The sequence below is a fragment of the Acidobacteriota bacterium genome (genome assembly GCA_009838525.1).
GTDB lineage: Bacteria > Acidobacteriota > Vicinamibacteria > Vicinamibacterales > UBA8438 > VXRJ01.
In genome coordinates, this window is sequence record VXRJ01000029.1 from 1 (window position 1) to 24,853 (window position 24,853).

Here is a 24,853-nt window from a genome sequence, read left to right on the forward strand (position 1 = left end):
CCCACGGGTCGCCCCCGCCCCCGCCCCCGCCGGCGGCGCCGGAGCCGGAAGGGCGCGGGGCGGCGGAGGCGCGATGAGCGGCCCGCGGCTGCGCGTGAGCGCCCCCGCGAAGATCAACCTGCATCTGGAGGTGCTGCGCCTGCGCGGCGACGGCTACCACGAGGTGCGGACCATCCTGCAGTCGATCGCCCTCGCCGACACGCTCACGGTTACGGAGCGCCCGGGGCCGTTCACGGTGCGCAGCCGAACGGCGTCGATGCCGCGCGACCGGGGCAACCTGGTATGGACCGCCGGGGCCGCCTTGTGGAGCGCCCTGGGGCGGCGCGGGGAGCCATCGGGGGTCGCGGTGGCAGTCCGCAAGGTGGTGCCGGCGGGCGCCGGGCTTGGCGGCGCGAGCAGCGATGCGGCGTCCGCGTTGCGGGCCCTGGCGCAACTCTGGGCCCCGCGGGCGCGGGCCCGCCTGCTGCGCGAGGTGGCGGCGGCGATTGGATCCGACGTGCCGTTCTTCCTGGAGGGAGGAACGGTGCTGGCGGCGGGGCGGGGAGAGCGGTTGCGGCGGCTCGCGCCGGCCGGCCCCTACGCGGTGGTCATCGCGTCGCCGGCGTTCGGGGTGTCCACCCCGGACGCCTATCGCTGGTGGGATGAGGATGCCACGGTGCGCCAGCCTCCCCCAAAGGTGCGCCGGCCTCCAGGCCGGCATTTTTCTGCCGGCGTGGACGCCGGCGGACCAGGCGTGGACGCCGGCGCGTCGGCCGGCTTGCCGAGGGGCTGGCGCTCGCGGCCGGATCGGCTGTGGAACGACCTGGAGGGACCGGTCTCGGATCGCCATCCCGCCATCGCCGAGATGGTGCGGCGGCTCGAGGCGTCGGGCGCGATCCGGGCCGGTATGACGGGCAGCGGATCGGCGGTCATCGGCCTCTACGCGTCGGCGGCGGCGGCGGAACGGGCCCGCCGGTCGGCGCGACTTAAGGGGTGGCGAACCTGGCGGAACCGGACGACGGATGCGGCGGCGCACGCGCGGCTCACCGCCGTTGCCCGTGTCCGCTGATCCGATCTAAACTGCGCGGTTGCGTGGCGTTGGCGGGCGCCCGGATGGGAGGTCGGCGCCGGCGGCGCGCATCGGCGGGGAGGCATCGATTCGGACGGCAGGCTGCTTCCGTTGGGGCGTGGCCAAGTGGTAAGGCTCCGGGTTTTGGTCCCGGGATCGAGGGTTCGAATCCTTCCGCCCCAGCCATCTCATTGACTGTTTCTCGGCAAGCGGGTTGCAACGGACGGGTAGCGGGAAGAACGTGCCGACGCATAACGGAGAGTTGAAGATCTTCTCGGGAAGCGCCCACCCGGCGCTTGCCGCCGCGATCACGCGGGGCATAGGCGTCGGCCTCGGGCGGGCGGCGCTCCGGCGGTTCTCGGACACCGAGGTCGCCTTCCAGATCGACGAGAACATCCGCGGAACCGACGTGTTCATCGTGCAGCCCACCTGCACGCCGGTCGACCAGCACCTGGTGGAGCTGTGCGTGATGATCGACGCGTTCCGCCGGTCGTCGGCCGCGCGGATCACGGCCGTGATGCCGTACTACGGCTATGCGCGGCAGGACCGGAAGGACAAGCCCCGGGTGCCGATTTCGGCCAAGCTGGTGGCTAACCTGGTGAGCGCCGCGGGCGCCAACCGGGTGCTGACGATGGACCTGCACAAGGCGCAGATCCAGGGTTTCTTCGACATCCCGGTCGACCACCTGTTCGCTACGCCGGTCTTCATCGAGTACCTGTCGAGCGCACGCTCGAACGACCAGGTCACGATTGTCTCGCCCGACGCCGGCGGCGTGGAGCGGGCGCGCGCCTACGCGAAGCGGCTCCATGCGGACCTCGCGATCATCGACAAGCGGCGCTCGGGGGACGGGCACGCCGAGGTAATGAACGTCGTCGGCGAGGTGGAGGGCCGAACCTGCATCCTGCTCGACGACATCGTAGACACCGCCGGAACGCTGGCCCAGGCATCCAACGCGCTGCGGCGGAACGGGGCCGCGAGCGTCATCGGCTGCGCCGTGCACGGCGTGCTGTCGGGGCCGGCGCTGCAGCGGATCGAGGATTCGGCGCTGGAGCAGTTGATCGTGACTGATACTATTCCGCTCCGCCCCGAGTTCGAAGCGTGCCCGAAGATCCGGACGTTGTCCGTCGCCCGGCTGCTGGGAAAGGCGATAGAGAGCATCCACCAGGAAACATCGGTCTCGTCGCTGTTCGTCTAGGCGGCAGGCAGCCGGCCAGAGGGATCGAGCGCGAGACCGGCAGGAGTCAGCATCGAGATGGACTTGACATTGACGGCCGCCACCCGGACGACGCGCGGCAAGAACGAAGCGCGCCGCCTGCGCCGCGCCGGCCAGGTGCCGGGGGTGGTCTACGGCGGCACGGACGGCGACACGGCGGTCACGATCGACCCGAAGCAACTGCTCCGGCTTCTCCATTCTGAGTCGGGGTTGAACACCATCTTCGACCTCGAGGTGGATGGAGGCCGGGGCAGCGCGGTGCTCGTGAAGGACGTGCAGCTCAGCCCCCTCACCGACGAGTTGCTGCATGTGGACTTCCTGCGCGTTGCCCTCGACAAGGTGATCACGGTGAACGTGCCGGTGCACCTGACGGGCGAGGCGGCGGGCGTCAAGCAGCAGGGCGGCCTGGTCGACTTCACGACGCGCGAGGTGCAGGTGGAGTGCCTGCCGAGGGAGATTCCCGAACACATCGAGGTGGACGTCACGCCGCTGCACATTGGCGAGGGCATCCGCCTGCGGGACGTGACGGAGGACGTGGACTGGACGCCGGTTACGGATCTCGACGTGCTGCTGGTGCACGTGGTGGCGTCGAAGGTGGACACGGGCGAGGAAGAGGGCGACGAGGAGGAAGTCGAGGACGAAGCCGCGGCAGATGCCGAGGGCGAGAAGGAGGAGAAGGCCGAGGGCGGCGGAAGCTGACTGCCGCGCGCCGCCGCGTGAGGCGGACGGCGCGGACGGCGGGGCGCGGAGCATGCCGTGCATCTAATCGTCGGTCTGGGGAATCCGGGGCGGCAGTACTTGGGCACACGGCACAACGTCGGTTTTGGCGTCGTCGATCTGCTGGCCGAGCGGTTCGGCCTGGCGTTCGAGGCCGCTCCCGCCGACGCGGTGATGGCGCGCCAGCGCGGTCCGGAAGCGCGGGTCATGCTGGCGAAGCCGCTCACGTACATGAACCGGAGCGGCTGGGCGGTGCAGGAACTGCAGCACTACTACCGGATCGAGCCGGAGGCGCTGCTGGTGGTGGCCGACGACGTCAACCTGCCGCTCGGCAAGCTCCGCGCGCGGCCGGAAGGATCGGACGGCGGCCACAACGGGCTGTCGTCGATCATCGCGTCGCTCGGCACCTTCGGGTTCGCGCGGCTGCGACTCGGCGTCGGGCGGGGCGACGAACGGCGGGATTTGGCGAACCACGTGCTGGCGCGGTTCGAACGGGACGAGATGGAGACGGTGGAGGAGATGATCGAGCGCGCGGCCGACGCGGTGGAAACGTTCATCGCGGACGGCATCGAGAAGACGATGAACCGGTTCAACTGAAACGCTTCCTTGCCGCCGGAGGGCCGGCGGCCGTTCAGTCCGAGAGGAGCAGCATGAGCGAAATACACCGACAGTACGAATTGGCCTACGTCGTCAGTCCGACGGTAACGGACGACGGCGTGAACGAACTGCACGAACGGATTTCCGAGATCGTCCAGCAGCTGGGCGGAACCGTAGACAATACCGACGTCTGGGGCCGCCGCCGCCTCGCCTACGAGATCAACCGCCACCGCGAGGGCACGTACGTGATCGTCCTGATCACCGGCCCGGGCGACATGGTGACCGAGCTGGAACGGCGCCTGCGCGTCATGGAGCAGTTGCTGCGCCACCTGGTGATCCGGGTGGACGAGGTGATGCGCAAGGCGGCGCACAGGCGCTCACGGCGTCAAGGGCGGCAGGGGCGCCGTCGAGTCAAGGGGGCGCCGCCCGCCGTGGAAACGGCGCCCGCCGCGCCAGCGGCGGCGGACGCAGCGGCGACTGACACGGAGACGGCTGAGGAAGCGGCCGAGCCGGTTGCCGCGGCGGCGGAGGCGCCGGCCCCCGAGGCGGCGGCCGCCAGCGACGCGCAGCCGGAAGACACGCAACCGGAACCGGCAGCGGAGCCGGAGACGGCGGCGGAGCCTGATGAGGCGCCGGCCGAGCCGGCGGACAAGGAGCAGCAGTCATGAGCGATGAACGTGACGGCCGCCGCGGCGGACGAGGCGGATCGGGCAAGGGTGGCGGCGGCGGACGGCGGCCGACCGGCGGGCGCCGGCGCAAGGTGTGCCGTTTCTGCGTCGAGAAGATCGACTACATCGACTACAAGGACGTCCGGCTGCTGATGATGGCGTTGGGCGACCGGGGCAAGATCCAGCCGCGACGGATCTCCGGCACCTGCGCGAGGTGCCAGCGGGCGTTGACTAGGGCCATCAAGCGGGCGCGGCAGCTTGCGCTGATCCCCTACGTCATCGACTGATAGACGACCGCCGGAACGGTCTATCCACAGAGGGCAACGATGGAAGTCATCCTGAGGAATCATGTCGAGCATCTCGGCCGGCGCGGCGACATCGTGACCGTCGCGAACGGCTATGCGCGCAACTACCTCCTGCCGCAGAAGCTGGCGTTGCAGGTAACCGAGGCGAACAAGCGCCAGGTGGAGCGGGAGCGGTCCCTGGCCGAGGCGCGCGAGGCGGAGGAACGGGTGGCCGCCGAGGCGGTCGCGAGCCGGATGGCGGGCCTCGAATGCACGATCGTGCGGCGTGTCGGTCAGACCGGGACGCTGTACGGTTCGGTCACCTCGGCCGATATTGCCGAGGCTTTCGAGGGCGCCGAGGTGGAGATCTCGAAGAAGCAGATCCGCCTGCGCGAGGCGATCAAGTCGCTGGGCGCGTTCCCGGTGCCGATAAAGCTGCACCACGATGTGACCGCCGAGGTGGTGGTGAACGTCGTGGCGGAAGGCTACGGCAGCCAGGTTGCGGCGCCGCAGGCCGACGAGACCGGGGAGACCGGCGAGGCCGAAGTGGCCGCCGCGTCCGCCGGCACGTCGGATGACGAACTGCCGGACGCGCCGGCGTCGGAGCCGGAACCGGAGGTCGAGACCGAGTCCTGACCGTTACGCTCGAAGCGCGCATCAGCCGGGATGCATCGCCGCTCGAATGTAGCGGGGGTTTCACCACGGACTGCTAGGAAGGAACGATGGCGCCGACTGCCGCCGGACAGGCCGAACGCGTGCTCCCGCACAACCTGGAGGCGGAGCGGAGCGTTCTCGGCGCCATCCTGGTCCACAACGCCGCCCTCGATGTCGTCGCGGAACTGATCGACTCGGACGATTTCTTCCGCGACGCCCACCGCCGCGTCTTCGACGTCATGGTCGCCCTCTCCGAGCGGGGCGATCCGATCGACCTGGTCACCCTCCGGGCGGAACTGACTCGGGGCGACCAGCTCGAACAGGTGGGCGGCGCCGCCTACATTTCCGCGCTCGCCGATGGCGTGCCCCGCTCGACCAACGTCCAGCACTACGCCCACATCGTCAAGGAGCACGCGACCCTTCGCGCGCTGATCAACTCGGCCAACCGCATCGCCGCCACCGCCTACGCCTCCGACGAGTCGGCGGATGACGTCCTCGACCGGGCGGGGCAGGAGATCTTCGAGATCGCCGAGGGGCGCATCTCGAGCGGGTTCGTCTCCATGGCCAAGCTGGTCGAGGCGGGCGGCGACACGGTCGAGCGGCTGCAGTCGCAGCAGGGTTTCGTCACCGGCGTGGCGACCGGATTCGAGGACATCGACGAATTGACGGCGGGTCTCCAGCCGGCCGATCTCGTTATCGTGGCCGCCCGCCCCTCGATGGGGAAGACCGCGTTCGCCTTGAACATCGGCCGCAACGTGGCGCTGGGGAACGGGCGGACGGTCGGCGTCTTCAGCCTGGAGATGGCGAAGGAGCAGCTCTTCATGCGGCTGCTCACCTCGGAGGCGCAGGTCGATTCGCACCGTTTCCGGACCGGCCTGCTGACCCAGGCGGACTACGGCGCCCTGACCCGCGCCATGGGACGGATGGCCGAGATGCGCATGCACATCGACGACACGGCCGGCATCGGCGTGCTGGAGATGCGCGCGAAGTCGCGCCGGCTCAAGGCGGAGCACGGTCTCGACCTGCTGGTCATCGACTACCTCCAGTTGATGCAGGGGCGCGGCCGGTTCGAGAACCGGACGCAGGAGCTGGCGTCCATCTCGCGCGCCCTGAAGCAGTTGGCGAAGGAACTGAACGTGCCGGTCATCGCCCTCTCGCAGCTCAGCCGCGCGCCGGAATCGCGTGCGCGGACGGACCGCCGCCCGCAGCTCTCCGACCTGCGGGAGTCGGGCGCGCTGGAGCAGGACGCCGACGTCGTGATGTTCATCTACCGGGAAGAGATGTACGAGTCGACGCCGGAGAACGACGGTATTGCCGAGATCATCATCGGCAAGCAGCGGAACGGCCCGACCGGTACGGTGAAGCTCGCCTTCCTGAAGGAACAGACCCGGTTCGAGATGCTCGCGCGGCCGGGGGCGGCGCCTGACTACGCACGGGACGACCGGGAGCCGCCGCCGGACGAGATCGACTCGGGGTCGGATTCCGACTTCCTCTCGGATCCGCTGCTGGACGACGAGTAACGGGTCGAGTCCGGTGATTCGTCCGACCCACGCCACCGTCGATCTCGACGCCCTGGTCCACAACTACGGCGCGATCCTGCGCCATGTGGCGGGCAGCCGCGCGGCGGGACGTTCCGCTCCGCCTCATGTGATCGCCGTCGTCAAGGCGAACGCCTACGGCCATGGCGCGGCGCCGGTCGCCCTGGCCCTCGAACGGGCGGCGGCGGAAGGCGGCGCGCCGGCGTCGTCGATGCCGTTGCTCGCCTGCGCCGACATCGAGGAGGGGATCGAGCTGCGCGCGGCGGGGGTATCGGCGCCGATCTTGGTGTTCGGCGCCCTGAGCGTGAGCGACCTGGCCGGACTCTTCGAACACGATCTGACGCCTACCGTCTCGTCGCCGGGCGCGGCGCGGGCGCTGGCCGAGGCGGCCGGGGCGCGTGGCGTACGGCTGCGCGTGCATCTGAAGATAGACACCGGCATGCACCGGTTCGGCTTCCGCGACGACAACCTGCGCGACACGTTGCCCGAGGTCGTCGGCTCGCCGCACCTGGTGGTGGACTCGGTCTACACGCAGTTCGCCACCGCCGAGCTGGCCGGCCACCCGCTGTTCGCGGAGCAGCGCGAACGGTTCGAGGCGGTGCGCGGCGCGGCCCGCGGGTTCGGGCTGGACGGCGTGCGGTGGCACGCCGCGAACAGTGCCGCGCTCCTGCGGGATCCGCGCACGTGGTACGACGCGGTCCGGCCCGGCCTGCTGCTGTACGGCATCGAGCCGTCGCCGCTCGAAACCGATCTCGAGCTCCGGCCCGTCATGTCGGTCCGCAGCCGCATCGTCGCCGTCAAGGGGATGTGGCCGGGCGAGTCGGCCGGCTACGGCGCGCGGTTCGTGGCCGACCGGCCGATGCGGGTGGCGATCATTCCGGCCGGCTACGCCGATGGGCTCGACCTGCGGCTCGCGGGCCGCGGGTCGGTGCTGATAGGCGGCGCGCGCGCCGACGTCGTGACGGTCGCGATGGACTCGCTGACGGTCGACGTGACCGCGGTGCCGGCCGGCCCGGGCGATGACGTGGTGATCCTGGGCGAGCAGGCGGGCGCGAGGATCGGCGCCAACGAGATCGCCAGGGCGATTGGCACGGTGCCGCACGAGGTGCTCTGCCGGGTCGGGGCGCGGATAGTGCGGACATATAATCGCTGAGCTTCCCGTCAAACCACAGATGGCAAAGGCGAAGACCGGCGGGCGGACGGTGTTCGTCTGCCAGTCGTGCGGCAGCCGGGCGCGCAAGTGGTCCGGCCAGTGCGGCGACTGCGGGGCCTGGAACACGATGGTCGAGGAGCCGGAGGCGCCCGCCGCCGGCGGCGAGCCGGGCCGTTACGGCGGCGCGGCGGCGGGCGAGCCGGCCAAGGTGCGCCGCTACGCCGAGGTGGACCTGGAGCAGGCGGCCCGCTTCACGAGCGGCTTCGGCGAGTTCGACCGCGTGCTGGGCGGCGGGGTCGTCGCCGGCTCGGTGGTGCTGGTGGGAGGCGAGCCGGGGATCGGCAAGTCGACGCTGCTGTTGCAGTCGGCCGGCGCGGTGGCGGGAGCGGTCGGCCCGGTCCTCTACGCGTCGGGCGAAGAATCCGAGCGGCAGGTGAAGGAGCGGGGCCGGCGTCTGGGCATCAGCGAGTCCGTCCCGCTGTATCTGCTGGCCGAGACCTGCCTGGAGCGGCTTCTCGCCGCCGTGGACCGTGTGTCGCCGGCGCTCCTCGTGGTCGACTCCATTCAGACCATCTACTCGCTGCAGCTCACGTCCGCGCCGGGCAGCGTCGGTCAGGTGCGCGAGGCGGCGACGCACCTGATGTTCAACGCCAAGCGGCGCAACCTGCCCACCCTGCTCGTGGGACACGTGACGAAGGACGGCAGCCTGGCCGGCCCGAAGGTCCTGGAGCATGTCGTCGATACGGTGCTCTACTTCGAGGGGGAGCGGCATCATGCCCACCGGATCGTCCGGGCGGTCAAGAACCGCTTCGGCGCGGCGAGCGAGCTGGGAGTGTTCGAGATGACCGGGACCGGCCTCGTGCCGGTGCCGAATCCGTCGCGCATGTTTCTCTCGGAGCGCCCGGCCAGCGTGCCCGGCTCCGTCGTGCTCTGTTCGGCGGAAGGGACGCGGCCCATCCTGGTCGAGGTGCAGGCTCTGGTTGCGGCCGGCGCCTACGGGACGGCGCGGCGGATGGCGAGCGGGATCGATCAGAACCGGCTGTCGCTGCTGCTCGCCGTGCTCGAGAAACGCGCCGGGCTGAGCCTCGCCGGCGAGGACGTCTTCGTCAACGTGGCGGGGGGCCTGGAGGTGAACGAGCCGGCGGCGGATCTCGGCGTGGTCGCCGCGGTGGCGTCGAGCCTCCGCAACCGGGGGGTCCGTCCCGGCACCGCGATCTTCGGCGAGGTAGGCCTGGGGGGCGAGGTGCGCGGGACCACCCAGGCGGACCTGCGGGTCAAGGAAGCGGCGCAGCTCGGCTTCCGGCGGTGCGTGCTGCCGGAGGCGAATGCCGGCGCGGCGGCCGAGGCGACGGCGTCCGGCGCCGACGGTGAGGCGGATGCGCGATGCGAGCTGGTGGGCGTCCGCTCGGTGGAGGAGGCGCTGGAGGCGCTCGCCTGAGAGATGCGGCTCCCGCCGTTCCACTGGTGGCGGACGGTCTTCTGGCTGATCCCCGCCATCTCGGTCTACACCCTCGTGCTGGGGATGCTGTCGCTCGCCTCGATGCTGGTCGACCGGCGCGGTCGGCTGGCGCATGGCTGCGCGCGCGCCTGGTCGCGCTGGATCCTGGGCACGACCGGCGTCCGCGTCGACGCGCGCGGCCTCGATCGCGTGGAGCGCGACCGGTCGTACATCTTCGTCTCCAACCATCAGAGCATCTACGACATCCCGGTGCTGTTCGCGTCGATCCCGGCGCAACTCCGGATCATTGCGAAGGCGTCGCTCGGAGCGTTTCCCGTGATCGGCTGGCACCTGCGCTGGACCGGCCACCTGCTGGTCGACCGGAAGCGGGCCGGCGTCACCGCGCTCGGCCAGGTGGCGCGGATGATCGAGCGCGGCGACTCGCTGATCGTCTTTCCGGAGGGGACGCGGAGCCGCGATGGGCGGGTCGCGCGGTTCAAGCGGGGACTGTTCCTGCTCGCGATCGAGGCCGGCGCCGACCTGGTGCCGGTGGCCGTCAGCGGCACGCGCCATGTCATGCTGAAGGGACGGCTGATGACTTGCCCGGGCGACGTGTCGATTGTCGTGCACGACCCGATTCCCACCGGCGGCCTCACCCGCGACGACGTGACGCGGTTGGCGGAGCAGGCGCAGGGCGTGGTCTCGGCGACGGTGGCGGAGTTGGAGGGGCGATGACCGGCACGCCGGCAACCCCGGCCGCGAGCGGCGCCGGCGGGGGAGCCACCCGCACCGCCGCGGCCGGGGCCACCCGCACCGCCGCCGCCAACGCCGGGGCTACCTGCACCGCCGCGGACGCGGGCGTATCCGTTGCCGGTGACTTGCACGACGTGGTGCGCCTCGGCGTGCTGCGGTTCGAGGGCGTGTCGGTCCGCGTAACGGCCGACGATCGAGGGCCGGAGGCGGCCTCTCCCGCCCTTGCCGGCGTGGAATCGACCTCGGAACTGACGGTCGGCGCCGCGGCGGAGGCGCGCGTGGCGCTGGTCCGCGCGATGTACCGGCGATTCGGGATCGATCCGACCCGCACCCGCCCGTCGTCCGAGGCGCTGTGGCGGCGGGTCCGTCGCGGCCTGCCCTGGCCCCGCATCAACACGCTGGTGGATGCCTGCAACGCCTGTTCGCTGGTGACGCAGTTGCCGTTCGGCCTGTACGACCTCGACCGGGTGACGGGACCGATCGTGCTGCGGCGCGGGGGCGACGGCGACGAGTACGCCGGAATCGGCAAGCCGGTGGTGCATGTGGGTGGGCGGCCGGCGTTGTACGACGCGGCCGGACCGTTCGGGAATCCGACGTCCGATTCCGCGCGGACGATGATTACGCCGGACGCGGCGCGGGTGTTGCTGGTGGTGTATGCTCCGCGCCCCGTGCTCGTGGCGGATCTGGAGCACGTGCTCAGTTTGAGCGCGGCGCGGGTGCTGGAAGCGGCGGGAGGGACAGAGACAGGCCGATGGATCATTCCGTCCGGGTAGCGGCGGTGATTGCCGCGGGAGGGCGCGGGCGCCGTTCTGGCGGCGGCGTGCCGAAGCAGTTCCGCCGCGCCGGCGGCCGGACGCTGCTGGAGCATGGCGTCGCCCCGTTCGATCGGCACGACCGCGTCGCCGAGCTCATCGTCGTGCTCCCGGCCGATGCTGCGCAGTCGCCGCCGCCGGGGCTGGCGGCCTGCGCGTCGCCGGTCCGCGTCGTCGCGGGCGGCGCCCGGCGGCAGGACTCGGTGGCGGCGGGCGTCGACGCGGTCGGGGAGGGCGCCGACATCGTCCTCGTGCACGATGCGGCGCGCCCCTTCTGCAGCGCCGCGCTGATAGACCGCGTCATCGACGCCGCCGCGGAAACCGGAGCGGCGGTGCCCGCCCTCCGGGCGACCGACACCGTCAAGGAGGCGGCCGGGATGGCCGACCCCGCGATGGCGGCGGCCGGGGCGGCGGACCCCGTGATGGTGGCGGCGACGCTGCCGCGGGACCGCATCTGGCTGGCCCAGACGCCGCAGGGCTTCCGCCTCGACGTCCTTCGGGAGGCCGTCGCCCTGGGACGGAAGGGTGTCGAGGCGACCGACGAGGCGCTGCTCGCGGAGCGGGCCGGACACCCGGTCCGGCTGGTGGAGGGCGATCCCGCGAACGTGAAGGTGACGACGGCGGCGGATGTGGACGAGGCCATGGCGCGTCTCGGAACGGGCGGCGGCGCGGTCCGGATCGGCTTCGGCTATGACTCGCATCGCACGGAGGCGGGGCGTCCCCTGATCCTGGGCGGGATCGAGATCCCGCACGACGTCGGTCTGGCCGGCCACTCCGACGCCGACGGGGTCTGCCACGCGGTGACCGACGCGCTCTTGGGCGCGGCGGCGGCGGGCGACATCGGCCGGCACTTTCCCGATACCGATCCGCGGTGGAAGGGCGCGTCGAGCATCGAGCTGCTGCGGGGGGCGGTGGCGATTGTGCGCGCGCACGGCTTCGCTCCCGGCAACGTCGACGTCGTCGTCATCGCCCAGCGGCCGAAGCTCGGGCCGCACGTCGAGGCAATGCGTGAGCGCCTTTCGGATCCGCTCGGCATCCCGCCCGGCGCGATCAGCATCAAGGCAAAGACGGCCGAGGGAATGGACGCCGTGGGCCGCGGCGAGGGGATCGTCGTCCATGCTGTCGCGACCGTCGTGCCGGTCGTGCGGGACGTGCCGGCACCGTAGGAGCCCGTGGTGGAACTCCCGCTACATTCCTAGCGACCCGTGGTGAAACCCCCGCTGCGTTCCCAGGGTTCCCAGGACGTCGCGCCAAACCCGCCATGGTGATCTACGGCCTCAACCCGGTGCTGGAGGCGCTCCGCGGCGGGCATGTGACGGCCCTCACGGTGAGTAGGCGGCGGCAGGGCCGCCTCGACGAGCTGCTCCGCCTGGCGGAGCGGGGGCGCGTGGAGGTCCGGCGCGCCGAGCCGGACGAGTTGAATCGCCTCGCGTCGGGCGGCGTCCACCAGGGCGTGGTGGCGACGATTCGTCCGCCCGAGCCCCGCGCGGTCCGCGATCTGGTCGAAGGCGGGGCGCCGGCGCTGATCGTGGTGCTGGACGGCATCGAGGATCCTCACAACCTGGGCGCGATCGCCCGGACGGCAGAGGCGGCCGGGGCGTCCGGCCTGGTGGTGCCGACGCGGCGCGCGGCGCCGTTGACGGCGGCGGCGGTCAAGGCGTCGGCCGGGGCACTGGCCCACCTTCCCGTGGCGCCGGTCGTGAACGTCGCGCGGGCTCTCGCCGAGCTCCGGTCGGCGGGAGTCTGGACGGTCGGCCTTGACGCGGAGGCGCCGCGGACGATCTACGAGATCGACCTGCGTGTGCCGGTGGCGCTCGTCGTCGGCGGCGAGGGACGGGGCCTCCGTCACCTGGTCCGGGAGGGGTGCGACTGGCTTGCCGCGCTTCCCCTGGCGGGGCGGCTGGACAGCCTGAACGCGTCCGTCGCGGCGGGCATCGCCCTGTTCGAGGCGGTCCGGCAACGTCGCCCACCGTCGCACCCGGACCGCAACGCCCAGCCCCGTAGCACAAGCTCCCGCGTGCGGTAACCTGTTACGCTGGAACAACTCAAAGGCCCGCGCCGTCGAATGGCCCGGGGCCTACAGGGTTGGTTGCGCGAGAAACGGAGAACGGACCGATGAAGGAACGCTTGCTTCGCGATCTGGACGAGGCACGGGAGTATTTCGACCGCAGCACCCGCGCCCTGACCGAGGACGACTCGGGCTACGCCCCCGCGGAGGGCACCTTCACCGCGGCCCAGCACGTGGCGCACGCGGCCCAGACCATCGACTGGTTCGTTGAGGGCGCGTTCAGCCCGACCGGGTTCAGCCTGGAGTTCGAGGCGCTCGATCGAAAGGTGCGCGAGGTAACGTCGCTCGCCGACGCCCGCGCGTGGTTCACGCGGGCGGTCGACAACGCTCGCCAGGTGATCGAGTCGAAGTCGGACGACGACTGGAGCCGCCCGCTGCCGGCCGGTCCCATCCTCGGCGACCAGCCGCGCGCGGCGATCTTTGGGGCGATTACCGACCACACGGCCCACCACCGGGGCGCGTTGACGGTGTACGCGCGGCTCCGCGGCAAGACCCCGCCGATGCCCTACATGGAGTGAGCGGGTGGCAATCTGCCCCTGCTCGGGGTGGGTCGCCTCGGCGACGAGCTCGAGGGGTGTCGGGATCGAACTCGAGATGACGTCGAATCAAACGCGGCAGATCAACCGAGAATCTGCTTGACACGTTTTTTCCGAGGCCCCTCCGGAACTTCCCAACCGGTGGGTAAACACGCCGTTCCAGCAGCCTGACAGCGCCGTAGAGCGACGCGGCCGCGAATCGCGACGGCAGGTTCATCTGGGCCTCGGCGCGACCGCCACAGTCGAAGCTAAACGGTCTAAATACAGTGGTTTACACTGGAGGTATGAACACTTCCACGACGTCCGACAAGGCCCCGATTCCGTCTCCCGACGAGCTCCGCCGGAACCGCGAAGAGCGCAACCGCCTCGAGAACGAGATCGCCGAGCTCTCCGCCCGCATCGACGCCGCCATCTACGAGCTGCTGGTCCGTATCCGCCGCTTCGACGAGCTGGGAGGCTGGTCGGGCGCCACGTCCTACCCCCAGTGGCTGAGCTGGCGGGCCAACCTGGCCCCCGGCACCGCGCGGGAGTACGTGCGGGTGGCGCATGCCCTGGCCGACCTGCCGAAGACCTCCGACGCGCTGCGGCGGGGCCAGATCTCTTACTCGAAGGTGCGCGCCATCACCCGGGTCGCGACGGCGGCGACCGAGGACCGCCTGCTGCATCTCGCCCGCCAGTCGACGGCGGCCGACCTCGAGCGCATCGCCCGGGCGTGGCGGCTGTGCGACCGCCAGCAGGAGGGGCGGGAGGACGCGAAGCGGCGGCGGAACCAGGAGCTCAGCATCTATCCGGATGTCGACGGCATGTTCGTCGTCCGGGCGTTGTTGACGCCGGAGTTGGGCGCGGTGGTGCGACGGGCCATCGAGGCGGCGTCCGAGCAGCTCTACCAGGAAGCGAAGGACGCGGAGCCGAAGAACGTGGAGAAGGAATCGCCGGCCTGCCGGCGGGGGGATGCGCTGGGGCTGATTGCGGAGAGCGCGCTTGCCGCGAAGCTGGACACGGGGACGGCGGGCGACCGCTACCAGGTGGTCGTGCACGTCGACCCGGAGACATTGCGGGACGACGTTTCCGCGGAAACGTCCGGGGCGACCGACGGTCCGAGCGAGAACAACTCGGGCAAAGGGTTGGCGAGTGCCGGGCAGGCTGCCCTGGAGGAAGCGGGCGGGATCCGCGTTTCCGCGGAAACGTCCCGGCGTGTTGCCTGCGATGCCGGCAAGGTGGTGATGCGCCATGACGCCAAGGGCAATGTTCTTGATGTTGGACGCAAGACGCGGACGGTCTCCCCTGCGTTGCGCCGGGCCCAGGAGTCACGGGACCAGCACTGCCGCTTCCCCGGCTGTGAGGCGCGGCGCTGCGACGCTCATCACGTCAAGCACTGGGCGGATGGCGGTACAACGAAGCTGGACAACCTGGTGCTGCTCTGTAGGCGGCATCATCGCGCGGTGCACGAGGAGGGATTCGGCCTGACCCTTGATGCGGAAGGTCAGCCGCGGTTCACACGGCCGAATGGCCAGTTGTTGCAGACGGTGCCCGCGCCTCCCAGTTGGTCGGGTGCGCCGCTGGCGCCGATGGACGCGAAGCTTGCCGAGGACGGCATCGAGATCGACGCCAATACGTCGATTCCCAACTGGGCTGGCGAGCGGCTGGACCTGCCCTATGTGATCGGTGTCGCGTGGAGGCCGGGAGGCAGTCCGGGTGCGGAGGAGGCTGCGGGGCCGTAGACTCGACCTGGCAGGTCGACTCCTGTTTGCCGTCGCTGAGGGCGGACTGCGGCCACCGAAGCACGGGGGGAACGCCGCTTGAGGCTCATCTGTCGTTGGAATCGCGCTCAGGTGTCGTTGGAAAGAGAGTGTGCTTTTGCCGGTGCCGCTCTGACTGTGCTAAGATGCAGGGTTCGTCCTGCTGGCGTAGCTCAGTCAGGCAGAGCAGCTGATTTGTAATCAGCGGGTCGGGGGTTCGAATCCCTTCGCCAGCTCCATCAGGCAGCGAACGCGACGCAGTAGCAGCGGGAAAAGTTCGGCGAGGTTGCGGAGCGGTCAAACGCAACAGACTGTAAATCTGTCGCCCTAGCGGCTTCGGAGGTTCGAATCCTCCCCTCGCCACCAGGTTGCAGATACGGGGGGCGCGGGGAACGAAGCGGGAGTAACTCAGTGGTAGAGTCACAGCCTTCCAAGCTGTTGGTCGCGGGTTCGATCCCCGTCTCCCGCTCCAGCATTTATCGGGACCACGCACGGAGGGCGGCTCGAGCCGATGTAGCTCAGCGGTAGAGCGCGTCCTTGGTAAGGACGAGGTCACCGGTTCAAGCCCGGTCATCGGCTCCACACACGTTGGCGGGACGGCACACCCAAAGAGGAAGGAAAGGCAGGCATGGCGAAGGAAAAGTTCGATCGATCCAAGCCGCACGTGAACATCGGCACGATCGGTCACATCGACCACGGCAAGACGACGCTGACGGCGGCGATTACCTCCGTCATGGCCAAGAACGATCCGACCAACACGGTGCGGGCGTTCGACGAGATCGACAACGCGCCGGAGGAAAAGGAGCGGGGCATCACCATCGCCACCGCCCACGTCGAGTACACGACCGCCAACCGGCACTACGCGCACGTCGACTGTCCGGGTCATGCCGACTACATCAAGAACATGATCACCGGCGCCGCGCAGATGGACGGGGCGATCCTCGTCGTGGCGGCGACCGACGGCGTCATGCCGCAGACGCGGGAGCACATCCTGCTCGCGCGCCAGGTCGGCGTCCCGTCGCTGGTGGTTTTCCTGAACAAGGTGGACGCCGTCGACGACCCCGAGCTGCTCGAGCTCGTGGAACTGGAGGTGCGCGAGCTCCTCAGCAGCTACGAGTTCCCGGGTGACGACGTTCCGGTCGTCCTGGGTTCGGCGCTTCAGGCTCTGGAGGGAGATACGGACGGTGAAAAGGCGATCGAGGAGCTGATGGCGGCAGTCGACGACTACGTCCCGCTGCCGGAGCGCGACGTCGACAAGCCGTTCCTCATGCCGATCGAGGACGTCTTCTCCATCTCGGGCCGTGGCACGGTCGTGACCGGACGCGTCGAGCGCGGCAAGGTCAATACCAGTGAAGAGGTCGAGATCGTCGGTTTCGCGGAGACGCGCAAGAAGGTCGTGACCGGCGTAGAGATGTTCCGGAAGCTGCTCGACGAGGGCGTCGCCGGCGACAACATCGGCGTGCTGCTGCGCGGCACGGAGAAGGACGAGGTGGAGCGGGGCCAGGTCCTTGCGAAGCCGAAGTCGATTACGCCCCACACGAAGTTCAAGGGCGAGGTGTACGTCCTCACCAAGGAGGAGGGGGGACGGCACACCCCGTTCTTCAAGGGGTACCGGCCGCAGTTCTACCTGCGGACGACGGACGTGACGGGTGTGGCGGAGCTGCCGGACGGCGTCGAAATGGTGATGCCCGGCGACAACGTGTCGATCACGGTGGAGCTGATCACGCCGGTCGCGCTCGAGAAGGGGTTGCGGTTCGCGATCCGTGAAGGCGGCCGAACGGTCGGCTCGGGGACGATTACCGACATCGTCGAGTAGGCGGGCACGCGGAACGGACCGGGAGGCGTCACCATGCGCAGTATCGTGATTCTGGCGTGTACGGAGTGCAAACGGCGAACCTACACGACCACGAAGAACAAGCGGACGACGCCCGACCGGCTGGAGATGAAGAAGTACTGCCGGTGGTGCCGGGCACACAAGCCGCACCGGGAGACGAAGTAGTGCGGTGGCGCGGGGCGCCCGCGTCATACGCCGGAGATAAGCAGGCCAGTAGCTCAATTGGTAGAGCACCGGTCTCCAAAACCGGGGGCTGGGGGTTCGAGCCCCTCCTGGCCTGCCAGTTTTCACTGAGGACCTAGAGGAGACGACGTGAAGCCCGCAAGGACGAAGACCGCGCGCGAGGTGACCCCCTACGCGCCGGGCGTGTTCGGCTGGTGGGGCCGGTCCCGCACCTTCCTGGCGCAGGTGCGCAACGAGATGGAGCGCGTCACCTGGCCCACGTGGCGGGAAGTGCAGGCGACCACCATCGTCGTGATCCTCGTCTCGATCGCCTTCGGCCTGTATCTGTGGGGCATCGACCTGGTGCTCGACCGGCTTGCGCGCGGCGTGTTCCAGGCGTTCGGCGTTTAGCAGAGTAATGAACGATGACTGACGTAGCTACCCGGCGCTGGTACATCGTGCACACGTACTCCGGCTTCGAGAAGAAGGTGGAGGACTCGCTGAAGCAGCGCGTGCAGGCCTACGGCATGGAGGACGAGATCGGCGAGGTGCTCGTGCCGACGGAGGACGTCGTCGAGATGCGGGGCGGCCGGAAGGTGATTACGTCGAAACGGTTCTTCCCCGGCTACATCCTGGTCGAGATGCAGATGTCCGATCAGGCGTGGCACGTGGTGAAGAACACGCCGAAGGTGACCGGGTTCGTAGGGGCCGGGTCGAAGCCGACCCCCCTGACGCGGGAGGAAGTCGACCAGATCCTGCACCAAGTAACGGTGGCGGCCGAGCAGCCGAAGCCGAAGTACACGTTCGACAAGGGCGACCAGGTCCGGATTAACGAGGGGCCGTTCGCCAGCTTCAACGGCGTGGTGGACGACGTGAACATGGATCGCAACACGCTGCGGGTGATGGTGACCATCTTTGGGCGCGCGACCCCCGTGGAGCTCGACTTCCTGCAAGTGGAGAAGATCTGACGCAGTCATGGCGAAGAAGGTCATCGGACAGGTGAAACTGCAGATCGCCGCCGGGAAGGCGACGCCGGCCCCGCCGGTCGGAACCGCGCTGGGCCCGCACGGCGTCAACATCATGGACTTCTGCAAGGCGTTCAACGCGAAGACGGCCAGCCAGGAGGGGCTGATCATTCCCGCCGTGGTCACCGTCTACGCCGACCGCTCCTACAGCTTCATCACCAAGACGCCCCCGGCCGCCGTGCTGCTGAAGCGCGCGGCCAACATCGCCAAGGGGTCCGGCGAGCCGAACCGGACGAAGGTCGGCCACGTGACGCTGGAGCAGGTGCGCGAGATCGCCAAGACGAAGATGCCCGACCTGAACGCCAACTCGATCGAGGGGGCGGCCGAGATTGTCGCCGGCACCGCGCGGTCGATGGGCATCGAGGTAGAGGGCAGGGTCGACGAATGAAGAAGAGCGGCAAGCAGTTCGCGGCGGCGCAGGCGAAGGTGGACCGGACGCCGTACACGCTCGACGAGGCGTTGCCGCTGGTCAAGAGCCTGACGTTCGCCAAGTTCGACGAGACGGTGGAGATGGCGATGCGTCTCGGCGTCAACCCGAAGCATGCGGATCAGATGGTGCGCGGCACGGTCGTGCTGCCTCACGGCCTGGGGCGGACCAAGAGCGTGGTGGTGATTGCCGGGCCGGACCGGCAGGAAGAGGCGCAGGAGGCGGGCGCCGACGTCGTGGGCGGCGAGGAGCTGGTGGAGAAGATCGCCGGCGGCTGGCTCGATTTCGACGCCGTCGTCGCCACGCCCGACATGATGCGCGTGGTCGGCCGGCTCGGACGCGTGCTCGGTCCCCGCGGCCTGATGCCGAACCCGAAGACCGGCACCGTGACTCTCGACGTCGGCCGGGCGGTCCGGGAGATCCAGGCGGGCAAGGTGGAGTACCGCGTAGACAAGGCGGGCGTCGTGCACGCGCCGATCGGCAAGGCGTCGTTCGAGGTGCCGCAGTTGCACGAGAACGCGATGGCCCTCGCCGCGAGCGTGATCAAGGCAAAGCCGGCCGCCGCGAAGGGCCGCTACGTCCGGAGCATCGCCATCGCGTCGACGATGGGTCCGGGGGTGCCGATCGACACCGCGAGCGTCGAGGCGGGCGCCAAGGGTTAGCGGGGGCGGCAGACGGGATACAGGCAGCACGATGGCACTCAGCAGGGCAGAGAAGGAAACTCGGCTGGACGCTCTCCGGGGCGAACTGAGCGGCGCCGAGAGCGTCATTCTGGTCGACTTCAAGGGGCTCGACGTTCCTACCGTGACCGACCTGCGCCGGAAGGTGCGGGGCGCGGACGGGAGCTACCGCGTCGTGAAGAACTCCCTCGCGCGGCGAGCGCTGGAGGGAACCCCGTTCGAGGCGCTGTGCGACCGGCTGGAGGGCTCCACCGCCCTCGCCTACAGCGGCGACGACCCGGTGGCGCTGGCGAAGGCGCTGGTCGATTTCGCCAAGGATGCACCGGAACTGACCCTCGGCGCGGCCGTCGTGCAGGGTCGGACGGTCGAGCCGGACGGCGTGGCCGGCCTGTCGGAACTGCCCGGCAAGCCGGAGTTGCAGGCGAAGCTGCTGATGCTTCTGAACGCGCCGGCAACGAATTTCCTGCGGCTGCTCAATGCCGCACCGAGCAACTTGCTGGCCGTACTGAAGCAGGCGGAAGAGAAGGCGAAGGAGGAAGGCTAACCATGGCTGAAGTGACTCAGGATCAGGTTGTCGATTACATCAAGGGAATGTCGGTGCTCGAGCTGTCCGAGCTCGTCAAGCGACTTGAAGAGGAGCTGGGCGTCTCGGCCGCGGCGGCGATGCCGGTCGCAGTGGCGGGCGCGGCGCCGGCGGGCGGAGCCGCCCCCGCGGAAGAGGAGCAGACCGAGTTCACCGTGACGCTGACCGAGATCGGGTCGCAGAAGATCAAGGTGATCAAGGTGGTGCGCGAGGTGACCAGCCTCGGCCTCAAGGAGGCGAAGGACCTGGTGGAGGGTGCGCCGAACGCGGTCAAGGAAGCGATCCCCAAGGACGAGGCGGAGGCGATTGCGAAGAAGTTCGAGGAAGTAGGCGCGAAGACCGAGATCAAGTAAACCCGCCGTCACGCGAAGGAGTTCAGCCGTGCAGCAAATTCTGCCCAGGAACGTCTATCGCGAACGCCGGGACTTCTCGAAGATCCCAACGGCGGTTCCGATCCCGAACCTCATAGAGATCCAGAAAAAGTCGTACGAGCGCTTCCTGCAGATGAACCGGATGCCCGACGAACGGGAGGACGCCGGTCTGCAGTCGGTGTTCAAGTCGGTCTTCCCGATCAGCGACTTCCGGGAAAACTCGCAGCTCGAGTTCGTCGATTACTCCATCGGCGACTGGGAACCGGCGGCCGACGTGCCCGGCGTGCGCTACCACGTGGTGCGCGACTTCGGCGGACAGCGCCTCGGCCTCAAGCTGAAGTACGACGTCGAGGAATGCCAGGAGCGGGGCATGACCTATGCCGTTCCGCTCAAGGTGACGATCCGGCTCGGGGTCTACAACAAGGATCCGGAGACGGGCGTGCGGCAGCTCCGCGACATCAAGGAGCAGGAGGTCTACTTCGGCGAGATCCCGCTGATGACGGACAACGGCACGTTCATCATCAACGGCACGGAACGGGTGATCGTCTCGCAGTTGCACCGCTCTCCCGGCGTGTTCTTCCACTCCGAGGACAAGTCGGCGTTCGTCGCGCAGATCATTCCGTACCGCGGTTCCTGGGTCGAATTCGAGCTGGACTCCAAGAACCTGCTGCAGGTCCGGATCGACCGCAAGCGGAAGATTCTGGCCACCGTTTTCCTGCGCGCACTGGGCCTCCAGAGCGTCGACGAGATCATCCGCACCTTCTACGACGTGACGCGGGTGGCGGTTGGACGGGAGAGGGTCGAGTGGAACGTCAGCGAGCGCCTGCTGGGACGCCGCATCGGCGTCGACGTCGAGCTGCCGGACCGCGACGCCGTCATCAAGAAGGGCCGCAAGCTCAGCCGCAGCGCCATCGAGCAGCTTCTTGCCGCGGGCCATACGCGGATCGAGCTGGCTCCCGAGGAGCTCGACGGGGCGTGCGCGGTGGTGGACATCGTCGACCCGGAGACCGGGGAGGTGATGGTAGAGGCAAACGAGAAGATCACCACTCGCCTCGTCTCGATGCTGCAGGAGCGCGAAATCGGCGACGTCGAGCTGTTCTTCCCGGAGAGAGACCAAGTCGGCGCGGCGCTCTCCAATACCCTGGACAAGGACCAGTCGAAGACGCACGAGGAGGCGTTGATCGAGATCTACCGGCGGATGCGGCCGGGCGATCCGCCGACCCTCGACAGCTCGCGCACGTTGTTCGAGACGCTCTTCTTCAATCCGCAGAAGTACGACTTCTCGCGGGTCGGAAGGTTGAAGCTGAACACGAAGCTGGGCCTCGACACGTCGCTCGACGATCGCGTGCTGGGACAGTCCGACTTCGTCTCGGTGATCAGGTACCTGCTGACCCTCCGCCGCAACCCCCAGAACGTCGACGACATCGATCACCTGGGCAACCGGCGGGTCCGGTCGGTCGGCGAGCTGCTCGAGAACCAGTTCCGGATCGGGCTGGTTCGGATGGAGCGGGCCATCAAGGAGAAGATGTCGGTCTACCAGGAAATGGCGACCGCCATGCCGCACGACCTGATCAACGCGAAGCCGGTGATGGCGGCGATCCGTGAGTTCTTCGGGTCGTCGCAGCTTTCGCAGTTCATGGATCAGACGAACCCGCTGTCCGAGATCACGCACAAGCGCAGGCTGTCGGCGCTCGGACCGGGCGGTCTGTCGCGCGAGCGGGCCGGGTTCGAGGTGCGCGACGTCCATCCGACGCACTACGGACGCATCTGTCCCATCGAAACGCCGGAGGGTCCGAACATCGGCCTGATCTCGTCGCTGTCGTGCTATGCGCGGATCAACGAGTTCGGCTTCATCGAGTCGCCGTACCGGAAGGTGAAGAACGGGCGGACGGTCGACTACGTCCGCGTCGCGGATCCCGGCAAAGCGAAGTTCAAGCCGGGCGACATCGTCGAGGCGACGGAAGCGGAGGCGGCGAACGCCGCGCTGCGGGAACGGAACCGCCAGCCCGCGGTGGTCGAGCCGCACTCGTTCTACCTCTCGGCGTGGGAGGAGGACAAGTACGTCATCGCGCAGGCGAACGCGCGCCTCGATGCCGAAGGGCGGCTGCTCGACGAGCGGATCAACGCCCGGCAGGCCGGCAACTTCAAGCTGGAGCCGCGCGCGAAGATCGAGTACATCGACGTGTCGCCGAAACAGCTCGTCTCCGTCGCGGCATCGCTCATTCCGTTCCTCGAGCACGACGACGCGAACCGCGCGCTGATGGGATCGAACATGCAGCGCCAGGCGGTGCCGCTGCTCCGCGCGCGCGCGCCGTACGTCGGAACGGGCATGGAGCACATCACGGCCCGCGATTCGGGCGCGGTGGTCACGGCGCGCCGCGCCGGCGTGGTCGACCTGGTCGATTCGCAGCGGATCGTCGTCCGGGTGGAGGGAGAGACGTCCGACGAGGAGCCATCGACCGAGATGGGCGCGGACATCTACACCCTGACGAAGTTCCGCCGCTCCAACCAGAACACCTGCATCAACCAGAAGCCGATCGTGGAGGTGGGGCAGCGCGTCGACCGCGGCCAGGTGCTGGCCGACGGGCCGTGCACGGACCGGGGCGAGCTGGCTCTCGGGCGCAACGTGCTGGTCGCGTTCATGCCGTGGCGCGGCTACAACTTCGAGGACGCCATCCTGGTCTCGGAACGCCTCGTGAAGGACGACTACTACACGTCCATTCACATCGAGGAGTTCGAGATCGAATCGCGCGACACGAAGCTCGGGCCGGAGGAGATCACGCGCGACATCCCGAACGTCTCCGAGGGCTTCCTGAACGACCTCGACGAGAGCGGGATCATCCGGATCGGCGCCTACGTCAAGCCGAACGACATCCTGGTCGGGAAGGTGACGCCGAAGGGCGAGACGCAGTTGACGCCGGAAGAGAAGCTGCTGCGCGCCATCTTCGGCGAGAAGGCGGGCGACGTGCGCGACGCGTCGCTCGTCTGCCCGCCAGGCATCGAGGGAATCGTCGTCGGGGTCCGGATCTTCTCGCGCAAGGGCACCGAGAAGGACGATCGCGCCAGGTCGATCGAGGCCGAAGAGCTCGAGATGATGGAGACGAACCTGCGCGACGAGGTTCGCATTCTCCACGACGAGGTCAAGAAGCGGCTGCTGCCGATGCTCCTGGACCGGACGCTCAGCAGCGATCTGCGTGACATCGAGACCGGCGACGCGCTTCTCGCCAAGGGGTCCACGCTGACCGAAGAGACGATCCAGGGCCTCGTCTACTCCGACCTGCTGCGCGTCAAGCTGAACGGGCTCAGCGCGCAGGCGAAGTCGGAGATCCAGGCGATCCGGAATCGGACCGCGCAGCAGGAGGACCTGATCCGGCAGCGCTTCGAGGAGAAGAAGGAGAAGGTCCGCCTGGGCGACGAGCTGCCGCCGGGCGTGATCAAGATGGTCAAGGTCTACGTCGCCATGAAGCGGAAGCTGTCGGTCGGCGACAAGATGGCGGGCCGCCATGGCAACAAGGGGGTCATCGCGCGCATCCTGCCGGAGGAGGACATGCCGCGGCTGCCGGACGGCAAGCCGGTGGAGATTGTCCTCAACCCGCTCGGGGTGCCGTCCCGCATGAACGTGGGACAGATTCTCGAGACTCACCTGGGGTGGGCCGCGCAGGCGCTCGGCCTCTACTTCGCCACGCCGGTCTTCGACGGCGCGCGCGAGACGGAGATCAAGGGCCTGCTGGAGGAGGCAGGCCTCCCGCGCGACGGGAAGACGACCCTGTACGATGGGATGACCGGCGAGCCGTTCGAGCAGAAGGTCACCGTCGGCTACATCTACATGCTGAAGCTCTCGCACCTGGTGGACGACAAGATCCACGCCCGGTCGATTGGACCCTACTCGCTGATTACGCAGCAGCCGCTCGGCGGCAAGGCGCAGTTCGGCGGGCAGCGGTTCGGTGAGATGGAGGTGTGGGCGCTGGAAGCGTACGGCGCCGCGCACATCCTGCAGGAGCTGCTGACCGCCAAGTCGGACGACGTGACGGGCCGCTCCAAGATCTACGAGGCGATTGTGAAGGGCGATGCGTCGTTCGCCCCCGGACTGCCGGAGTCGTTCAACGTGTTGATCCGGGAGTTGCAGGCGCTCTGCCTGGATGTCGACCTGATCAAGACGCGTCGGCCGCCGCCGGAGCCGTCCCTGGACGACGGGGAGGGCGCCGACGCGGAGGGCGCCGGGGCAGAGGATGGCGCGGAGGACGAAGCGGCCGTCGCGGCGGCGGCGGGCATGGAGAGCGAGGTTTAACCGATGCAGCACATCTATGCGGACCGCGGCGCCCTGACGGTTGACTTCGACGCCATCCGGATCACGCTGGCCTCGCCGGAGAAGATCCGCTCGTGGTCGCATGGCGAGGTGACCAAGTCGGAGACCATCAACTACCGGACTTTCAAGCCGGAACGCGACGGCCTCTTCTGCGCCAAGATCTTCGGCCCGGTCAACGACTGGGAGTGCCTCTGCGGCAAGTACAAGCGGATGAAGCACCGCGGCGTCATCTGCGACAAGTGCGGCG

At 69.0% G+C, this 24,853-nt stretch carries 25 protein-coding genes, 6 tRNA genes and 1 pseudogene; all 32 read left to right on the forward strand.

Features of this window, described 5'->3' with window-relative positions; translation table 11 throughout:
* Nucleotides 1–73 precede the first annotated feature (73 nt).
* On the forward strand, nt 74–1,048 hold the full coding sequence (gene ispE / locus F4Y45_12655) for a 4-(cytidine 5'-diphospho)-2-C-methyl-D-erythritol kinase (GenBank protein ID MXY25360.1): 975 nt from the start codon (nt 74–76) through the stop codon (nt 1,046–1,048).
* A gap of 112 nt (nt 1,049–1,160) precedes the next feature.
* Nucleotides 1,161–1,234, forward strand: a tRNA-Gln gene (locus F4Y45_12660).
* Nucleotides 1,235–1,238: 4 nt separating this feature from the next.
* Nucleotides 1,239–2,243 carry a ribose-phosphate pyrophosphokinase gene (locus F4Y45_12665; protein MXY25361.1) on the forward strand — a complete coding sequence of 335 codons (1,005 nt, stop codon included), beginning with the start codon at nt 1,239–1,241 and terminating at the stop codon, nt 2,241–2,243.
* Nucleotides 2,244–2,300: 57 nt separating this feature from the next.
* Nucleotides 2,301–2,960: a 50S ribosomal protein L25 gene (locus F4Y45_12670; GenBank protein ID MXY25362.1), complete on the forward strand. Its 660-nt coding sequence runs from the start codon at nt 2,301–2,303 to the stop codon at nt 2,958–2,960.
* Between the two features lie 57 nt (nt 2,961–3,017).
* On the forward strand, nt 3,018–3,575 hold the full coding sequence (locus F4Y45_12675; GenBank protein MXY25363.1) for an aminoacyl-tRNA hydrolase: 558 nt from the start codon (nt 3,018–3,020) through the stop codon (nt 3,573–3,575).
* 53 nt (nt 3,576–3,628) lie between these two features.
* A complete protein-coding gene (gene rpsF, locus F4Y45_12680; GenBank protein ID MXY25364.1) occupies nt 3,629–4,243 on the forward strand; it encodes a 30S ribosomal protein S6 in 615 nt (204 codons plus the stop codon).
* Nucleotides 4,240–4,530: a 30S ribosomal protein S18 gene (rpsR, locus tag F4Y45_12685; GenBank protein ID MXY25365.1), complete on the forward strand. Its 291-nt coding sequence runs from the start codon at nt 4,240–4,242 to the stop codon at nt 4,528–4,530. The genes rpsF and rpsR overlap by 4 nt, the downstream gene beginning before the upstream one ends.
* Nucleotides 4,531–4,569: 39 nt before the next feature.
* Nucleotides 4,570–5,163 (forward strand): 50S ribosomal protein L9, encoded by a 594-nt coding sequence (locus F4Y45_12690; protein ID MXY25366.1) that lies wholly within the window; start codon nt 4,570–4,572, stop codon nt 5,161–5,163.
* A gap of 86 nt (nt 5,164–5,249) precedes the next feature.
* Complete coding sequence (dnaB, locus tag F4Y45_12695; GenBank protein MXY25367.1) at nt 5,250–6,701, forward strand: replicative DNA helicase; 1,452 nt, start codon at nt 5,250–5,252, stop codon at nt 6,699–6,701.
* Nucleotides 6,604–7,872, forward strand: a complete 1,269-nt coding sequence (alr, locus tag F4Y45_12700; protein ID MXY25368.1) for an alanine racemase — start codon at nt 6,604–6,606, stop codon at nt 7,870–7,872. Before dnaB ends, alr begins: the two co-directional genes overlap by 98 nt.
* 19 nt (nt 7,873–7,891) lie before the next feature.
* Nucleotides 7,892–9,310, forward strand: a complete 1,419-nt coding sequence (gene radA / locus F4Y45_12705; GenBank protein ID MXY25369.1) for a DNA repair protein RadA — start codon at nt 7,892–7,894, stop codon at nt 9,308–9,310.
* A 3-nt stretch (nt 9,311–9,313) separates the two neighbouring features.
* Nucleotides 9,314–10,045, forward strand: coding sequence for a 1-acyl-sn-glycerol-3-phosphate acyltransferase (locus F4Y45_12710; GenBank protein MXY25370.1), 732 nt, complete (start codon nt 9,314–9,316; stop codon nt 10,043–10,045).
* Between the two features lie 314 nt (nt 10,046–10,359).
* The gene (locus F4Y45_12715; GenBank protein MXY25371.1) at nt 10,360–10,836 is read left to right on the forward strand and encodes a hypothetical protein; all 477 of its coding nucleotides are present in this window, start codon (nt 10,360–10,362) and stop codon (nt 10,834–10,836) included.
* Nucleotides 10,815–12,041, forward strand: a complete 1,227-nt coding sequence (locus tag F4Y45_12720; protein ID MXY25372.1) for a 2-C-methyl-D-erythritol 2,4-cyclodiphosphate synthase — start codon at nt 10,815–10,817, stop codon at nt 12,039–12,041. The genes F4Y45_12715 and F4Y45_12720 overlap by 22 nt, the downstream gene beginning before the upstream one ends.
* A 95-nt stretch (nt 12,042–12,136) precedes the next feature.
* Complete coding sequence (gene rlmB, locus F4Y45_12725; GenBank protein MXY25373.1) at nt 12,137–12,901, forward strand: 23S rRNA (guanosine(2251)-2'-O)-methyltransferase RlmB; 765 nt, start codon at nt 12,137–12,139, stop codon at nt 12,899–12,901.
* 89 nt (nt 12,902–12,990) lie between these two features.
* Nucleotides 12,991–13,461 carry a DinB family protein gene (locus F4Y45_12730; protein ID MXY25374.1) on the forward strand — a complete coding sequence of 157 codons (471 nt, stop codon included), beginning with the start codon at nt 12,991–12,993 and terminating at the stop codon, nt 13,459–13,461.
* Nucleotides 13,462–13,763: 302 nt separating this feature from the next.
* Entirely contained in the window at nt 13,764–15,200 is a 1,437-nt protein-coding gene (locus tag F4Y45_12735) for a DUF222 domain-containing protein (GenBank protein MXY25375.1), read from the forward strand.
* Nucleotides 15,201–15,380: 180 nt separating this feature from the next.
* Nucleotides 15,381–15,457 (forward strand) — tRNA-Thr (locus tag F4Y45_12740).
* Between the two features lie 40 nt (nt 15,458–15,497).
* Nucleotides 15,498–15,584: transfer RNA gene (locus F4Y45_12745), tRNA-Tyr, on the forward strand.
* Nucleotides 15,585–15,615: 31 nt separating this feature from the next.
* Nucleotides 15,616–15,690 (forward strand) — tRNA-Gly (locus tag F4Y45_12750).
* A gap of 35 nt (nt 15,691–15,725) precedes the next feature.
* Nucleotides 15,726–15,800, forward strand: a tRNA-Thr gene (locus F4Y45_12755).
* Between the two features lie 46 nt (nt 15,801–15,846).
* Entirely contained in the window at nt 15,847–17,034 is a 1,188-nt protein-coding gene (gene tuf, locus F4Y45_12760; protein MXY25376.1) for an elongation factor Tu, read from the forward strand.
* Between the two features lie 33 nt (nt 17,035–17,067).
* Nucleotides 17,068–17,217: a 50S ribosomal protein L33 gene (gene rpmG / locus F4Y45_12765; GenBank protein ID MXY25377.1), complete on the forward strand. Its 150-nt coding sequence runs from the start codon at nt 17,068–17,070 to the stop codon at nt 17,215–17,217.
* 42 nt (nt 17,218–17,259) lie between these two features.
* Nucleotides 17,260–17,335, forward strand: a tRNA-Trp gene (locus tag F4Y45_12770).
* A 29-nt stretch (nt 17,336–17,364) separates the two neighbouring features.
* Entirely contained in the window at nt 17,365–17,625 is a 261-nt protein-coding gene (gene secE, locus F4Y45_12775; GenBank protein ID MXY25378.1) for a preprotein translocase subunit SecE, read from the forward strand.
* A gap of 14 nt (nt 17,626–17,639) precedes the next feature.
* The gene (gene nusG, locus F4Y45_12780) at nt 17,640–18,182 is read left to right on the forward strand and encodes a transcription termination/antitermination protein NusG (GenBank protein ID MXY25379.1); all 543 of its coding nucleotides are present in this window, start codon (nt 17,640–17,642) and stop codon (nt 18,180–18,182) included.
* A 7-nt stretch (nt 18,183–18,189) separates the two neighbouring features.
* Nucleotides 18,190–18,627, forward strand: coding sequence for a 50S ribosomal protein L11 (rplK, locus tag F4Y45_12785; protein ID MXY25380.1), 438 nt, complete (start codon nt 18,190–18,192; stop codon nt 18,625–18,627).
* Entirely contained in the window at nt 18,624–19,328 is a 705-nt protein-coding gene (locus F4Y45_12790) for a 50S ribosomal protein L1 (protein ID MXY25381.1), read from the forward strand. Before rplK ends, F4Y45_12790 begins: the two co-directional genes overlap by 4 nt.
* Nucleotides 19,329–19,359: 31 nt before the next feature.
* On the forward strand, nt 19,360–19,890 hold the full coding sequence (locus F4Y45_12795) for a 50S ribosomal protein L10 (protein MXY25382.1): 531 nt from the start codon (nt 19,360–19,362) through the stop codon (nt 19,888–19,890).
* Nucleotides 19,891–19,892: 2 nt separating this feature from the next.
* Nucleotides 19,893–20,282: a 50S ribosomal protein L7/L12 gene (locus F4Y45_12800; protein MXY25383.1), complete on the forward strand. Its 390-nt coding sequence runs from the start codon at nt 19,893–19,895 to the stop codon at nt 20,280–20,282.
* A gap of 37 nt (nt 20,283–20,319) precedes the next feature.
* A pseudogene (gene rpoB, locus F4Y45_12805) lies at nt 20,320–24,456 on the forward strand (DNA-directed RNA polymerase subunit beta).
* A 135-nt stretch (nt 24,457–24,591) separates the two neighbouring features.
* On the forward strand, nt 24,592–24,853 hold a 262-nt coding region (locus F4Y45_12810; GenBank protein MXY25384.1), incomplete at its 3' end, for a hypothetical protein.

What these genes read in the sequence shown, in the direction of transcription:
- ispE (MXY25360.1), top strand. Translation starts at nt 74, where the DNA reads ATGAGCGGCCCGCGGCTGCGCGTGAGCGCCCCCGCGAAGATCAACCTG.
- F4Y45_12670 (MXY25362.1), top strand. Translation starts at nt 2,301, where the DNA reads ATGGACTTGACATTGACGGCCGCCACCCGGACGACGCGCGGCAAGAAC.
- rpsF (MXY25364.1), top strand. Translation starts at nt 3,629, where the DNA reads ATGAGCGAAATACACCGACAGTACGAATTGGCCTACGTCGTCAGTCCG.
- rpsR (MXY25365.1), top strand. Translation starts at nt 4,240, where the DNA reads ATGAGCGATGAACGTGACGGCCGCCGCGGCGGACGAGGCGGATCGGGC.
- F4Y45_12690 (MXY25366.1), top strand. Translation starts at nt 4,570, where the DNA reads ATGGAAGTCATCCTGAGGAATCATGTCGAGCATCTCGGCCGGCGCGGC.
- dnaB (MXY25367.1), top strand. Translation starts at nt 5,250, where the DNA reads ATGGCGCCGACTGCCGCCGGACAGGCCGAACGCGTGCTCCCGCACAAC.
- radA (MXY25369.1), top strand. Translation starts at nt 7,892, where the DNA reads ATGGCAAAGGCGAAGACCGGCGGGCGGACGGTGTTCGTCTGCCAGTCG.
- F4Y45_12710 (MXY25370.1), top strand. Translation starts at nt 9,314, where the DNA reads ATGCGGCTCCCGCCGTTCCACTGGTGGCGGACGGTCTTCTGGCTGATC.
- F4Y45_12715 (MXY25371.1), top strand. Translation starts at nt 10,360, where the DNA reads ATGTACCGGCGATTCGGGATCGATCCGACCCGCACCCGCCCGTCGTCC.
- F4Y45_12720 (MXY25372.1), top strand. Translation starts at nt 10,815, where the DNA reads ATGGATCATTCCGTCCGGGTAGCGGCGGTGATTGCCGCGGGAGGGCGC.
- rlmB (MXY25373.1), top strand. Translation starts at nt 12,137, where the DNA reads ATGGTGATCTACGGCCTCAACCCGGTGCTGGAGGCGCTCCGCGGCGGG.
- F4Y45_12730 (MXY25374.1), top strand. Translation starts at nt 12,991, where the DNA reads ATGAAGGAACGCTTGCTTCGCGATCTGGACGAGGCACGGGAGTATTTC.
- F4Y45_12735 (MXY25375.1), top strand. Translation starts at nt 13,764, where the DNA reads ATGAACACTTCCACGACGTCCGACAAGGCCCCGATTCCGTCTCCCGAC.
- tuf (MXY25376.1), top strand. Translation starts at nt 15,847, where the DNA reads ATGGCGAAGGAAAAGTTCGATCGATCCAAGCCGCACGTGAACATCGGC.
- rpmG (MXY25377.1), top strand. Translation starts at nt 17,068, where the DNA reads ATGCGCAGTATCGTGATTCTGGCGTGTACGGAGTGCAAACGGCGAACC.
- nusG (MXY25379.1), top strand. Translation starts at nt 17,640, where the DNA reads ATGACTGACGTAGCTACCCGGCGCTGGTACATCGTGCACACGTACTCC.
- rplK (MXY25380.1), top strand. Translation starts at nt 18,190, where the DNA reads ATGGCGAAGAAGGTCATCGGACAGGTGAAACTGCAGATCGCCGCCGGG.
- F4Y45_12790 (MXY25381.1), top strand. Translation starts at nt 18,624, where the DNA reads ATGAAGAAGAGCGGCAAGCAGTTCGCGGCGGCGCAGGCGAAGGTGGAC.
- F4Y45_12795 (MXY25382.1), top strand. Translation starts at nt 19,360, where the DNA reads ATGGCACTCAGCAGGGCAGAGAAGGAAACTCGGCTGGACGCTCTCCGG.
- F4Y45_12800 (MXY25383.1), top strand. Translation starts at nt 19,893, where the DNA reads ATGGCTGAAGTGACTCAGGATCAGGTTGTCGATTACATCAAGGGAATG.